Here is a 12,831-nt window from a genome sequence, read left to right on the forward strand (position 1 = left end):
TCCCGCTTACATGAAGAGCTGGATGTTGCCGAAGGCCGCATCGCAGTTGACCAGGTCCACCCGCTTGAGCCGGATACGCAGGCCCTCGGCGGTCTCCACCAGATGGTGGGTGCTCCAGCCGGCGTAGGTGGTGAGCGCGTCGCGGCGCGTCTCGGTGTACAGGAAGGCGGTGCGTACCACGTGCTCGCCGCTGGCCGCGTCGCCGGATTCGACGGTCGGCGCCTGCAGCAGGTGGTGGCTGCGGCTCGACGGTTGCTGCGAGAAGGTGCGTTGCCCGTGCAGGCGCTCGATGCGTACCCTGAGCAGCAGCTTGTCCTCGTACATCAGCGAGGTGTGCAGGTGCGGGTCCTGCTGGTCGTGGGCCAGCGGCATCCAGTAGTAGGCGTCCTCGGTGAACAGCTGGAGCCAGTCGTCGTAGCGGGCTTCGTCGAGCATGCGGGCTTCGGCATAGACGAAGTCGGTGAGGGTCTTTTCGGTCATGGCGGTCATGGCGGGCTCACATCGTTTCGGTCATGAACTGCAGCCAGGCGCGGAACTGGGCGCGCATCTGCATTTCGTTGGTGCCGTTGGTGACAACGTTCTTCTGGCCTTTTTCGGCGGGGTCGTAGAGGCGTCCCACGTTGATCCAGTCGCGGCCGCGGGATTTGAGGCCCTGCTGGGCGCGCTCGTACATCTCGAGGTCGTCGTGACCGACCACCGAGGTGGGCGCGTTGATCAGCCGGTTGTACATGGTGGTGCGTTCGAGCAGCAGGTCGGGCGCGCCGACCAGGCGGAAGGTCCACGATTCCACCAGCGTCTTGTCCGCGGCGATCGGCTTGAACAGGCGCAGGGTCTGGATCGGCCCCTTGACCATGATGTTGGGGAAATACACGGTGTTGTGGCGGGTGTCGCCGAGGATCGCCTTGGCGCGGTCCTCGCCGTAGGCGGCGACCATCTGCTCCCAGTAACCCGGAATCGCCGAGTAGGCGGCGTGGATGGAGTCGGACACGCCGGTGTGGCCGTGGCCGTTCTGCCATACGCGGATTCCCATGTTCTCGAAGAACTCGTAGGACGACATGAAGGGCGCGAAGAGCTCCACCGCCATCGGCTTGGGTGTGCCCTCCGGCGCCTCGTTCCATACCTTCACCGCGGTGCCGGCCGAGGATTCGTGGGCGACCATCGGGTGACAGGTGTCGGTCTGGTTGTCGACCAGCATCTTCCAGTTGCAGTCGTGCAAGTAGCGCAGCACCCCGCCAGCGACCTCGAGCCGTCCCTCGGGCGAGCGGTCCACCATGTTGTCGAGGGTCGACAGCGACTCGCCGAAGAATTCCTCGAAGCTCGGGCCACCCGGGTTGAGACGACAGAACACGAAGTCGCGATAGACCTTGACGTTATGCACCGCGGCCATGCCCTGGCTGGCCTCGCAGCTCTCGAAGCCGGTGTTCTCGTAGCCCTTCTTGAGCGGAATGGCGAGCAGGCTGCCGTCGGTCTTGAAGGTCCAGGCGTGGTAGGGGCAGCGAAAGAACTTGCCGGTGTTGCCGCAGGTCCCGCCCGCGACCTGCACACCCTTGTGGGGGCAACGGTTGTAGAGCACGCGCACGCTGTTGTCGCTGTGGCGCACCATGATCACCGGTTCGGTACCGATGGTGGTGTTGTAGTAGTCGCCCTTGTTGGGCACCTGGCTGGCATGGCCGACATACACCCAGGTGTTGGCGAAGAGGTTTTCCATCTCCAGCTCGAACAGCTCCTGGTCGATGTAGGTGTCCTTGTGCACCTCGGTGTCGCGCACCAGTGCGCGGATGGCGTCCGGATTGTTGCGGTATCTGCTCATTTGCCCGTCCCTCTCGTCAGAGATCCAGCACCAGGCGCGGCGTCTTGGCGCGCGAGATGCAGATCTGGATCAGTTTGCCGCCCGCCTTTTCGGCGTCCGACAGGAAATAGTCGCGGTGATCCGGCACGCCCTCCAGCACGGCCGCGGTGCATACGCCGCATTCGCCGCGCTTGCAGTCGTACATCGGGTCGCAGCCGGCGTCCTCGAGTACCTCGAGAATGGTCTTGTCGGCCGGCACGGTGAGTACCTGGCCAGACTGCGCGAGCTCCACCTCGAAAGCCTGGTCGCCGGCCACTGGTGCGGCCGCGGTGAAGAGCTCGAAGTGGATGTGCTCCGCGGGCCAGCCGCGGGTTTTGGCGCCTTCGATCAGCGCATCGATCATGCCTTTTGGGCCGCATACGTAGAGATGCTGGCTGGGCGAAAGCGTGGCGAGCAGGGCGCCGATGTCGAGCCGCGTGGCGGCATCGTCGTCGGCGTGCACCACCAGGCGCTCGCCGGCGAGGGTCGCCAGCTCATCGACGAAGGCGAGCTGGCTGCGGCTGCGGCCACTGTAGTGCAGCACCCAGGGCCGGCCGGCGGCGGTGAGTGCGGTGGCCATCGAGGCGATCGGGGTGATGCCGATGCCGCCGGCGATAAGCACCGTGGTGGCCTCGCCGGTGGCTCCGACGGCGAGCGGGAAATCGTTCTGCGGGCTGCTGACGCCGAGGCGATCGCCCACGCCAAGCCCGTGCATGTGGCGCGAGCCGCCGCCGCTCGCCTCCTCGAGGCGCACGCCGAGGCGGTACTCGTCCGGCGCGTCGAAGGCCGCACCCGATGCGTCGAAGCTCATCAGGGAATAGCAGCGCGCATCCGCGAGGCCGGGAATGCGCACCTTGACATGGGCGCCGGCGGCGAAGGGCGGCAGCGTGCCGCCATCGACCGCCTTGAGGCGCAGTTCGCGGATCTGCGGGGTGGCCGCATTGACCGCGCTGACGACGAGTTCGAGTTCTTGCATCGGGTGTCTTCCTCTCCGTAAAGTGCCTGCCGTCTTGTGCGGCTCAGGCGGCCACGCGGCTCATCACCGGGGTCTGTGTTTGCGGGCGCATGAGCTGGCCGAGCTGGGCGTCGAGCGCGTGGCCGGCCTCGTCGGCCTGTGCCGCCTCGCGCAGCCGTGCCAGGGTGGCCGCGCCGCCGGGCCGGCCGGCCAGTTCGTCGGCGGCCTTCATGAGCGCCGCAAAGCGCTTGTCGCCGCGGTCGTGGGTGCCGCTGTAACCCTTCACGATCTTGCGGCAGTGGAGCACCTCCACGGCCAGTGCGTAGTCGTTGGCGCCGGCGAGCCGTGTGGCCCGCTCCAGCCAGGACTGGATCTGCGCGCTCTCCACCTGATGGCGCAGCAGGCTGCGACGGAAGCGGCGCATGCCCGAGACCAGGTAGAGGGCGAGGAACCAGCGCAGCGTGCCGCTCTGCACGCGACGGCCTTTCTCAATGTGGCGCTTCACGAAGCCGCCGAAGCCCGCCGAGTTTTCCAGCCAGCGGCCGAGGCCGGCGGGCAGCGTGCCGCAGATCTCCTCGAGGCGCGGATGCATGTACTCGGTGGTGTAGACCAGCTGGCCGGGTTTGGCGCCGACTTCACCGCGCACGCGCTCGAAGCGGCTCGCGCGAGTCTTGAGGTCGGCCACGCGGATCACGTCGTCGTAGCTCATCGCCACCGCGATGCGGTGCGCCGCGGCGCAGGTCAACGCCCAGTCTGTCGCCTCGCCACCGTGGCGGGCGTCCAGCGCCCTGAAGGCGGCACAGCGGGTCAGGTACTCGTTGGCATAGGCAACGTCCTGGTAGTCGATGAGGCGTGCGATGCCGGCACCCAGCATGCCGTGCGCTGCGACCGGAAAGTCGGCGCGGATGAGATCGAGCAGGGCCTGCACCTCGGCTGCCGCGGCGCGCTCGGCCAGCACTGGGGCGGGGCGGGCGGTGTCGATCGGGGCGGGGCTGGCGGGGGCCTTGGCGGCGGCATCGAAGCCCAGCGCGAAGGCCCGCAGGCTGGCCTCCACACCCTTGCCGCCGTGGCGCACGGTGTCCTCGAAGGCCTCGCGGGCAAAGGGCAGCGCGCCCGAACCGGCAATGGCGCCGAAGAGGCTCGCCGAGATCACGCTGCCGGCCTGTTCGGCCATGGCCTGGAGGTCGAAACACATCAGGCGCCGCGCCGCCTCGCGACCTGCGTCGATGACCTTGTTGGGGTCGCCGATGCCGTTGCCCAGGGCGGCCTTCTCGCCCACCGCGTAGCTGCGGTGACTGGAGGTGATGAGGGTGGTCCGCTCGGGCGTCACCAGGCCGCGCTGCATCGCCCGGCCGGCTTCCATGAGTTCGGCCGCGACGACCAGGTCGACGTCGCCCGGAGTGGGCATCATGGCCAGCACCGGCGGGCGGCCGGCGGCGTTCGCGGCGGCCTCGGGCAAGAGCTCGAGATAGTAGATGGTGGCGCCGGTGCGCTGGGCGACGCCCGGCACCGAGGTGGTCTGCGCCCACCAGCCGGCGGCTTCGGCCATCTCGACGATCCAGTCGGCGAGCACGCCGCCGCCCTGTCCGCCCATGGCGAGGATGGCGATCTTGATCGGGGTGTCGGTCTTGAGTTCGATGGTGTTCATGTGGTGGCGCCTCACAGGGCGGTGCGCGCGAGGCGGGCTGCGCGGCGACGTTGCAGGAAGCCGATCACCGCACCACGCAGGCGGCCCATGAAGCGGTCCAGGCCGGTCGGGTTGTGGATGATGTCGGCGCGGTAGAAGGAGGGGCACAGCACCGCGGCTTCGGCCACCTCGCCGCAGTTGCCGCAGCCCACGCAGCCGCTGTCGACATGCGCCACCGGGTCTTCCTTGAGCGGGTCGCCGCTGTCCTTGACCGACAGCGAGGGGCAGCCCGACAGGCGGATGCAGGCGTGGTCGCCGGTGCACACGTCGGGGTCCACCCCGAAGCGTTCCTTCACCGCCCGCTCGCCGGCCTTCACTGCCTTGGCGAAGAGTGGCTTCACGCGCCGCTGCTTGTTCAGCATGCATTCCGACTGGGCGATGATGACCTTGGGTCCGGTCTGTGTCGTGGTGAGCGCCTCTTCGAGGGTGTCGCGCATGCGGCTCACGTCGTAGGTGCGGTCGATGGTGCGCACCCACTTCACGCCGGCACCCTTGATCGCGGCCTCGATCGGGTTCTTGGTGGCGCGGTTGGGGTTGTCGGCTCGCGAGGAGGGGATGTCCTGCCCGCCGGTGGCCGAGGAGTAGAAGTTGTCCACGATGACGATCACGCCGTCGTGCTTGTTGAACACCGCGTTGGCGATGCCTGAAGTGAGACCGTTGTGCCAGAAGCCGCCGTCGCCCATGACCGAGATCGAACGCTTCGAGCTCTTCACGTTGAAGGCCGAACTCGATGCCGCGCCGAGGCCGTAGCCCATGGTGGTGGCGCCGAGGTTGAAGGGCGGCAGGATGGAGAACAGGTGGCAGCCGATATCGCAGGAGACGTGGTGCTCGCCGAGGTCCTGCTCGGTGAGCTTCATCGCGGCGAAGATCGGCCGCTCCGGACAGCCCACGCAGAAGCCGGCGGGCCGGGCGGGGACCACGCCGGCGAGGTCCTTGACGCGGGGGTGGAAGGTGATCGGCACCGCTGCGGGCCGGGCCGCTTGCACTGCGGCGGCCACTTCGTCGGCCGCTACCGCGTCGTGCGTGGCGAGCAGTGCCGGCGCCTGCGTCTTGAAGAAGGCCTCGATGCCGTCCCGCATCGCAGCGGTAGTGTATTCGCCCGCCATCGGCAGCACGTCCTTGCCCGACAGGTGCGCGGTGATGCCGGCCTTGCGCAGGATGGCGTGAAGGTTCTGTTCGATGTAGTCGGGCTGGCCTTCCTCGAGCAGCAGTACCGCGCGCTTGTCGCGGCAGAAATCCGTCACCTCTTCGTCGATCACCGGGTAGGTGACGTTCATGACATACATCGGGATGCGGCTGTTGCCGAAGGCGTCGGCCAGACCGAGCAGCTGCAGTGCGCGGATCACGCCGTTGTAGAGCCCACCCTGGAGGATCAGGCCGATGTCTTCGACGTCGCCCTCGAACACCTCGTTGAGCTTGCGTTCGCGGATGAAGCGCACCGCCGCGGGCCAGCGCTGCTGGATCTTCTCGTGCTCATGGGCGAAGGAGGCGGGCGGCAGCACGATGCGCCCGGTGTCGCGCACCGGATGCTCCATGGCCTGTTTGAGGGTGAAGGCGGGGCGCTTGTTTTCCTTGGTGATGAAGCGGCCATGCACATGGCACGAGCGGATCCGTACCTGCAACATCACCGGCGTGTTGCTCGCCTCGGAGAGCTCGAAACCGTCCTCTACGGACTTGACGATGGATTCCAGGTTGGGGCGTGGGTCGAGCAGCCACATCTGCGACTTCATCGCGAACGCATGCGAGCGCTCCTGCATGATCGACGAGCCTTCGCCGTAGTCCTCGCCGATGATCACCAGCGCGCCGCCGGTGACGCCGCCCGAGGCCAGGTTGGCCAGCGCGTCGGAGGCCACGTTGGTGCCGACCGTGGACTTCCAGGTGACCGCGCCTCGCACCGGGTACATCACCGAGGCCGCCAGCATCGCCGCCGCGGTGGCTTCCGAGGCGCTCGTCTCGAAGTGCACATCGAGCTCGTCGAGGATTTCGTTGGCGTCCGCCAGCACATCCATGAGGTGGGAGATCGGCGAACCCTGGTAGCCGCCGACGTAGCCTACGCCGGACTGCAGCAAGGCCTTGGTGATGGCGAGGATGCCTTCGCCGCGGAACTCTTCCCCCGCGGGGATGCGCAGCTGCTCGACTTCCTTCTTGAACGAGCGCTCAGCCATGGTTTGCCATCCGGAGGGTTTCGGCACATTGCCTGGTCTGCTGCTGGGGGTAAGTCATCGTTTTCTCCTGTCCTTGTCTGCACGGGCGCCCGTCATTTCGTTCGATCGTCGGGTTCCGTGGCAGCGGCTTTCCAATTACTTTAGAAATGAACCATTTTTCTGTCAACAGAAAATATGAAATTTCATGGAAGTCAAAAACCCGCAGGAAAAACAAAGTGATAGATGGTTCATTTTGGTGCGGCACTGCACCAATGAAGTGCTGCTGCGAAGGCCTTTGTTTACGCGGCATCACGTCATGGCGCTGCTGCAGGTGCACAATGCCCTGTCTGTCGGGCACCAAAAAAGGGCGGGCGCCGTGGTCTGCCGTTCCGGGTCCGGCCTGCCGGAAAAAAGCCGTGGATTGGCCGGTCTGCGCAAGCGGGCGGAAGGCGGGAAATCGGGCGCGGGCGCTGCCGGCGGTGCGCGTCAGGGTGTCGGCGGGCCGCTCCGCACGTACACGGCGAGGCGCGCCGATGCCCGCGGTGCACCCAGACGAAAATCGGCCCTGGCGGGCGCTTCGCTAGTCGAGTCCGGTGACCGGCCGCTGCCCTGGACCGGCGGGGCGATCGGCGTCGGGCACGAGCTGCCAGAAGATCCAGGCGGACGCCATGGTGATCGCGCCGACGCACAGGAAGGTGGCGTGGAAGGCGCCGAGCTGTTGCCGGGTGGCAAGTTCCGGTTGTTCGGCAAACACCGCCAGCAGCGCGCCGGCCATTGAGACCCCGAGGCTCATCGACAGCATCTGCACCATCGACAGCAGGCCATTGCCGGCGCTTGCGTGCGGGGCGTCGAGGTCCTTGAGAGTGACGGTGTTCATGGCGGTGAACTGGATCGAGTTGACTGCGCCGAACAAGGCCAGAACGAGCACATGTGTCCAGGTCGGCTGCGCCGGGGCGAACAGCGCGAAGCCGGCCATCGCCATGCCCAGCACCACGGTGTTGCCGACCAGCACGCGACGATAGCCGAGACCGAGGATGAGCGGCGGCACCAGCCGCTTCGAGGCGATCGCGGCGGCGGCCACAGGCAGCATCATCATGCCCGACTGAGAAGGGCTGAAACCCATCGAGACCTGCAGCACCCGCGCGGTGACCAGCTGGCCGAGATTGGCCGACACGGCGCAGGCCAGCGAGCCCGCCACGAACAGGCCGATCGCCGCGGTGAAGATGCGCCGCGTACCGAATCGGTCCGCCAGCCAGCCGCTTGCCGGAATCACCGTGGCCATGGTCAGCGCATAGGCGATCACCACTGACTGCATCCGCAACGGGCTCTCGCCAAGGCTCGCCGCCATGCGCGGCAGCGCGGTGTTGACGATGGTCGCGTCGAGCGTCTGCATGAAAAAGCCGACGGCGACGAGCCACAGCACATAGCGGGAGGCGGGCGGCGGGGCGCTTGGCATGGCAGCCTCATGATCGGGACAAGCGGAGGATTGTAGCCGTCGATGGCGGGGCTCCGCAGGCGGCGGCCGCCGTCACCATGCCGCGCGGCGACGTAGAATCGATGCCCCGAGCTCTGCGCCGCCAACGATCGCCGTCGCGATCCCGCCATCACCCCGAATGCCACAGACCCTTGCCGCGCCGGTACACAGCGAACTGTTGATCAAGAAGAGCCGCTTCATCGGCTGTGTCCAGCCGGTGCCCGATCGCGCAGGCGCACAGCGCATCGTCGCCGCCCTGCGCGCCGAGCATCCCGGTGCCAACCACGTGTGCTGGGCCCTGCTTGCGGGCGGACAGTCCGCCGCGGTGGACGATGGCGAGCCTGGCGGCACGGCGGGTCGGCCGATGCTCGACGTGCTCCGCCACCAGGACCTCGAAGGTGTGCTGGCGACCGTGGTGCGCTACTTCGGCGGCATCAAGCTGGGCGCCGGCGGTCTCGTGCGCGCCTATACCGACAGCATCGCCCAGGCGCTGCGCGACGCGGAGAAGGTCCCCATCGTGCGCATTCAAACGCTGCGCTGCCGCGTGCCCTACGCGCTGGAAGGACTGCTGCGGCGCGAGATCGAGCTTGCCGGCGCCGCTCTGGGGGAGGTCACGCACGGCGCCTCGGTGGAGATGACATTCGCGCTGCCCGAGGATGCGGCGCAGGCCTTCATCGCGCGCCTCGGGGAAAGCGGTCAGGGAAAGCTTGAGTGGCTTGGTGAGGACGAGGCGTGAGCCGCGCCTGCGCCGCAGTGTCGTCTGGACTGACGCGCTGGACATGACCCGCAGCGCGAACCGCCGACACGCTTCGCTGCGACATCGGCCCACTCGTCGTACCATGCGCTGCAGCTATCCCGGATTCATGCCCATGCACACCCCCATTACCACTCGAGGCGGCCATGGCCGCTGACCCCCACGCCGCAACCCGCCGTTATGGCTACGTGCTCGGTGGTATCAGCATCGTCGCTGTTCTAGCCGTCTGCACACTCTATTTCAATGGTGCCCTGCAGGACCGCCAGGACCCCAATCGCAACCTGGTAGTCGCTCCCGGGGCCCGCGAGCTCGTCTTGCTACGCAACCGTGCCGGCCACTACATCGTCCCCGGCGAGATCAACGGCCGGCCGGTGCGCTTCCTGCTCGACACCGGCGCTACCCTGGTCTCGGTCCCGGCGAAACTCGGTGGTGCGCTCGGCCTGCAAGCCGGTCCCCGCGGTGCCGCCCTCACTGCCAACGGCCCCGTTGAAGTGCGCGCAACGCGTATCGACACGCTTACTCTCGGCCCCTTTCGCCTCTCCAACGTTTCCGCCCACCTCAACCCCGGCATGGTCGGCGAAGACATCCTCCTCGGCATGAGCGCGCTGCGCCATCTGGAATTTACGCAGAGGGGGGACAGACTGACCTTGCGGGTGGCGGAGTGAGGGCCCGCGGATACTGTCGACTGGCTGAGGTCGGGCGGCGCCAACAGTGTCGAAGCTCCATCACCGTCCCGATCAAACGATGGCAAGAACTTCAGGCAGGGGCTTGCGCGGTTTCTGCGGCCAATTGCTGACTGCCGGATGACCGACAGCGACGATCATCACCGGCAGTTCAGTGGTGGCGAGCCCAAACTCGCGAGCTACCTGGGCGCCATCAAATCCACCCATGGCGCACGAACCAAGCCCCATGCCTTGCGCCGCAAGCATTAAGGTCATGGCGGCCAGAGAGGCAGAGCGCACCGCCTCATCGCGCTGCAATGCCGGGTCATCTTGATGGGACTCGGTCACCTGTGCCACCCATGCGTCGACCGTCCGTTGATCCATGATGTTGGCTTCTACGCTGGGTTTAAGCGCTGTCCTCAAATGCCCATGCGCCGCAAGCGTGCCGCAGATGATGAAAGCCACAGAGGCATCACCGACTTTTCGCTGCCCGAAGGCTGCCGACTTCAGGCGCGCTTTCGCGTCTTCCGAGCGCACGGCGATGAATCGCCAGTTCTGCAGGTTATAGGCAGATGGCGCCTTGGTGGCCAGATCAACCAGCGTTGCAATCGCATCATCATCCAACGGACGATCGGGTTGAAAGTTATTGACCGATGTGCGGGTTTCAATCGCGCTTTGTATGGAGATGTTCATGTCGTTGCCTGATGGAAAGACGAAGGGTTGAGAAGGGCGGTAGTCACTTGCCACGTGCTGTTGTCCACTGCACGGCGAAGACGCTTGCCAACACAATCAACAGTCCGAGAAGTGCAGTTCCCGTGATGGATTGTGAAAGGAGCGCCCAACCCAGTAGCACCGCGGTAAGAGGACTCAGCAGCCCCAGGGATGCAACGGCCACTGTCGGCAGACGGGTCACGCCGCGAAACCAGAGCGCATAGGCAAGCAAGGCACCGGCCAAGCTGAGGTAGGTGTAGGCAGCCCATTCCAGACGCCCCAAGGCCGGCAACGGTGCATCAGCCAGCCACGCGACGGGCGCGAGCATCAATCCGCCGATGACAAGCTGCCAGCCGGTCAGTGGCAACAAGGGCAGGTCCAGCTTCCAACGGCGTGTAAGCCATACGCCGGCCGCCATGCATGCCGCTCCCAACAATGCAGCGGCGATGCCTACGGGCTCGAACACCGTCTGCGGCGACAACAGCAGGACAGCCATTCCGAATATGCCCGCGACTGCCGACCAAAGCGTGGTTTGTGCAGGCGACCGACCGTCTACAGCCCAAGCCAGTACCATCACCAGCAAGGGCTGAATCGCGCCAAGCACTGCCGCCAGACCTCCGGGCAGGCGATAGGCTGCCACGAACAACAGGGCCTGGAAGATGCCGATGTTCAACGCCCCGAGTACCAGCAAACGCCACCAGTCCCGCCCGGCAGGCATCTGACGGGTGAACACAAGCAGCAGCAGACCGGCAGGCAGCGCCCGGATGAGTGCAGCCGTGAAAGGGCGATCCGGCGGCAGGAGTTCTGACGTCACGATGTAGGTGGAGCCCCAGATCGCCGGGGCCACTGCCGTAAGAAAGACATCGCGCCAGTGGTGAAATGGGGTTGCGTTTGACATGGCTGTGATTTATCTTCAGTTCAAGATAAAATGAGTGTGCCGACTACTTATCTTGAAGTCAAGACAAATGAAAGATCAATCCAGCCAACGACAACGCGACGCAGTAGATGTCATCCTCGAGCAATGGCAGAAGGAACGCCCCGACCTTGATGTCAGTGCGATGGGACCGATCGGACGCATCAAGCGATGTACGGCGCTTCTGGAGCGGCGCCTGGAATCCGGATTCGCAAAGTTCGATCTGAACCTATGGGAGTTCGACATGCTGGCCACGCTGAGACGTGCCGGCGCACCGTATCGCCTGAGTCCGACCGAACTGTTCTCTGCGCTCATGGTGACTTCGGGAACGATGACCCATCGACTCAAAAGGCTGGAAACCAGGAATCTGGTCGAGCGTGCCCCCAACGAGCAGGATGCCCGCAGTACGCTCGTGCAACTCACGCCCGAAGGGCTCACGCTGATAGATCGCGCTGTCGAGGGGCACGTTGAAAACGAGCGCTTGATGCTTTCGGCGCTGCCTGCCGATGTGCTCGCAGGTCTCGATGCCCATCTTTCTGTATTGCTGCAAGCCTTGGAGACTGCCGCCGAGCGTAGCGAATCCACACAAGCGGGCTAGTTGCACTGCGAAGCCCCCGCTGCACCGCCGGCTTCGTTGGCGTCCTCGCTCCGGCCGAACCCGGCGGGCCGCGTCGAAACTCGCCCTGAGGGTTCGGACAGCGACGCGACAATTCTATCGACTGAAAGAGAAACTCAAGACCGAACTCGTCCGCTCAATCGATGAGCAAGCGCGATCGGGCGAGGAAATCTGAATTACCCCAGCGAGGAAAATTCGCTTGCACTTGACAGTGTTGAGCACAGCCGGGCAGTCAGGGTGGGCGCCACTTGGGCAATCAGATACAACGATCCTAGACCCGACCCCGGCGCTGTTGCGGGATCAAGGCACCGTTGTGCACACTGCCACATTGAACGTCACGAAATCGAGGGCGCGCCATAGGTGCTCGTAGCAGAGCATGCGGCAGCAAGGCAGTTCTGTGAAAAGGCGCGGGCGCTTGCCGTCGGGGGCGCCTGTGGCCAGGGCGGGGCTGCTCAGTGCCTCTGTGCACGTGCAGGCGTAGTCACAGGGCCCGCCGCACGATCCTGCCCACGCATCCCCGGATGCAGCCCGAAATGGGCCGCGATCTCGCGGTAGCTGTAGGCACCGCTGGCATGGGCGGCAATGATCGCCTCATCCCTGGTAGCGTGGCTTGCCGCGATGGCGGCCAGCGAAGGGGCAGGGGTTATGGCGTAGTGTGACGAGGAGAGCTATTTCGGCTAGCCGTTTGCTTGCCGGCTCTTGACTTGAAAGACGGTATCTGACGCCGTTATCCGCGCTCTCGGATATCGTATTTGATAGCAAAGTCATATTTGGTTAGGCTCACAGGGCGATGAAAAAGCGCTAGACTCCTCACCGGCAAAGGACCCCAGCGTAATTTTCATGGCGACTTCAGGGCGAGATTTGATTTTTCAATTCGATTTGAGGTGCCGAATCGCCCATCGGAGGGCGCTCCGATGGGCTGTTTCGGCAGCCGCTTCATGCGCCCGCCCTCGAATTGCCCAATTTCGCAATTCTGAGAAGGTTGTAGGCCGCGCCGGATATGAAGGCTGCCATCTGGGTTTTCGCCTGACCAATGAATCGGCTCTTTCTCATTCCGCCCACCGTCTTAAGCCAGCCAAATATCTCT

Annotated in this window: 12 protein-coding genes and 1 pseudogene; 3 read left to right on the forward strand and 10 right to left on the reverse strand. The window is 65.4% G+C overall.

The window, feature by feature from the left end:
* Positions 1–6: 6 nt before the first annotated feature.
* The 7 genes from GQB03_RS21250 to GQB03_RS21280 form a co-directional block, all read right to left on the reverse strand.
* Complete coding sequence (locus GQB03_RS21250; RefSeq protein WP_159693573.1) at positions 7–489, reverse strand: aromatic-ring-hydroxylating dioxygenase subunit beta; 483 nt, start codon at positions 487–489, stop codon at positions 7–9.
* A 7-nt stretch (positions 490–496) separates the two neighbouring features.
* Complete coding sequence (locus GQB03_RS21255; RefSeq protein ID WP_159693575.1) at positions 497–1,810, reverse strand: aromatic ring-hydroxylating dioxygenase subunit alpha; 1,314 nt, start codon at positions 1,808–1,810, stop codon at positions 497–499.
* Positions 1,811–1,826: 16 nt separating this feature from the next.
* Entirely contained in the window at positions 1,827–2,804 is a 978-nt protein-coding gene (locus GQB03_RS21260) for a PDR/VanB family oxidoreductase (protein WP_159693577.1), read from the reverse strand.
* Positions 2,805–2,847: 43 nt separating this feature from the next.
* Positions 2,848–4,446 carry an indolepyruvate oxidoreductase subunit beta family protein gene (locus tag GQB03_RS21265; RefSeq protein ID WP_235027170.1) on the reverse strand — a complete coding sequence of 533 codons (1,599 nt, stop codon included), beginning with the start codon at positions 4,444–4,446 and terminating at the stop codon, positions 2,848–2,850.
* Positions 4,443–6,635 (reverse strand): indolepyruvate ferredoxin oxidoreductase subunit alpha, encoded by a 2,193-nt coding sequence (locus GQB03_RS21270; protein WP_159693579.1) that lies wholly within the window; start codon positions 6,633–6,635, stop codon positions 4,443–4,445. Before GQB03_RS21270 ends, GQB03_RS21265 begins: the two co-directional genes overlap by 4 nt.
* The gene (locus GQB03_RS21275) at positions 6,628–6,972 is read right to left on the reverse strand and encodes a hypothetical protein (protein WP_159693581.1); all 345 of its coding nucleotides are present in this window, start codon (positions 6,970–6,972) and stop codon (positions 6,628–6,630) included. The genes GQB03_RS21270 and GQB03_RS21275 overlap by 8 nt, the downstream gene beginning before the upstream one ends.
* A 222-nt stretch (positions 6,973–7,194) precedes the next feature.
* A complete protein-coding gene (locus GQB03_RS21280; RefSeq protein ID WP_200832358.1) occupies positions 7,195–8,070 on the reverse strand; it encodes an MFS transporter in 876 nt (291 codons plus the stop codon).
* Between the two features lie 157 nt (positions 8,071–8,227).
* Between GQB03_RS21280 and GQB03_RS21285 the strand changes: the two genes are divergently transcribed.
* The gene (locus tag GQB03_RS21285) at positions 8,228–8,824 is read left to right on the forward strand and encodes an IMPACT family protein (RefSeq protein WP_159693583.1); all 597 of its coding nucleotides are present in this window, start codon (positions 8,228–8,230) and stop codon (positions 8,822–8,824) included.
* Positions 8,825–8,988: 164 nt separating this feature from the next.
* Entirely contained in the window at positions 8,989–9,507 is a 519-nt protein-coding gene (locus GQB03_RS21290; protein WP_159693585.1) for a retropepsin-like aspartic protease family protein, read from the forward strand.
* Positions 9,508–9,579: 72 nt separating this feature from the next.
* Here GQB03_RS21290 and GQB03_RS21295 read toward each other — a convergent pair whose 3' ends face one another.
* Together GQB03_RS21295 and GQB03_RS21300 are read right to left on the reverse strand one after the other, a co-directional pair.
* Entirely contained in the window at positions 9,580–10,251 is a 672-nt protein-coding gene (locus GQB03_RS21295) for a nitroreductase family protein (RefSeq protein WP_200832360.1), read from the reverse strand.
* Positions 10,241–11,113: an EamA family transporter gene (locus GQB03_RS21300; protein WP_159693587.1), complete on the reverse strand. Its 873-nt coding sequence runs from the start codon at positions 11,111–11,113 to the stop codon at positions 10,241–10,243. The genes GQB03_RS21295 and GQB03_RS21300 overlap by 11 nt, the downstream gene beginning before the upstream one ends.
* 67 nt (positions 11,114–11,180) lie before the next feature.
* On the opposite strand from GQB03_RS21300, the gene GQB03_RS21305 reads away from it, so the two are divergent.
* Positions 11,181–11,726 (forward strand): MarR family winged helix-turn-helix transcriptional regulator, encoded by a 546-nt coding sequence (locus GQB03_RS21305; RefSeq protein WP_159693589.1) that lies wholly within the window; start codon positions 11,181–11,183, stop codon positions 11,724–11,726.
* A gap of 954 nt (positions 11,727–12,680) precedes the next feature.
* Here GQB03_RS21305 and GQB03_RS21310 read toward each other — a convergent pair.
* Positions 12,681–12,831: pseudogene (locus tag GQB03_RS21310) on the reverse strand (IS5/IS1182 family transposase); the annotation flags it as partial.

It is taken from the genome of Cognatazoarcus halotolerans (assembly GCF_009800965.1).
Classification (GTDB): domain Bacteria; phylum Pseudomonadota; class Gammaproteobacteria; order Burkholderiales; family Rhodocyclaceae; genus Cognatazoarcus; species Cognatazoarcus halotolerans.

Bases quoted from the DNA above. Each gene is read 5' to 3' on its own strand.
- GQB03_RS21280 (WP_200832358.1), bottom strand. From the start codon at position 8,070: ATGCCAAGCGCCCCGCCGCCCGCCTCCCGCTATGTGCTGTGGCTCGTC.
- GQB03_RS21290 (WP_159693585.1), top strand. From the start codon at position 8,989: ATGGCCGCTGACCCCCACGCCGCAACCCGCCGTTATGGCTACGTGCTC.
- GQB03_RS21305 (WP_159693589.1), top strand. From the start codon at position 11,181: ATGAAAGATCAATCCAGCCAACGACAACGCGACGCAGTAGATGTCATC.
- GQB03_RS21270 (WP_159693579.1), bottom strand. From the start codon at position 6,635: ATGGCTGAGCGCTCGTTCAAGAAGGAAGTCGAGCAGCTGCGCATCCCC.
- GQB03_RS21300 (WP_159693587.1), bottom strand. From the start codon at position 11,113: ATGTCAAACGCAACCCCATTTCACCACTGGCGCGATGTCTTTCTTACG.
- GQB03_RS21260 (WP_159693577.1), bottom strand. From the start codon at position 2,804: ATGCAAGAACTCGAACTCGTCGTCAGCGCGGTCAATGCGGCCACCCCG.
- GQB03_RS21255 (WP_159693575.1), bottom strand. From the start codon at position 1,810: ATGAGCAGATACCGCAACAATCCGGACGCCATCCGCGCACTGGTGCGC.
- GQB03_RS21250 (WP_159693573.1), bottom strand. From the start codon at position 489: ATGACCGCCATGACCGAAAAGACCCTCACCGACTTCGTCTATGCCGAA.
- GQB03_RS21285 (WP_159693583.1), top strand. From the start codon at position 8,228: ATGCCACAGACCCTTGCCGCGCCGGTACACAGCGAACTGTTGATCAAG.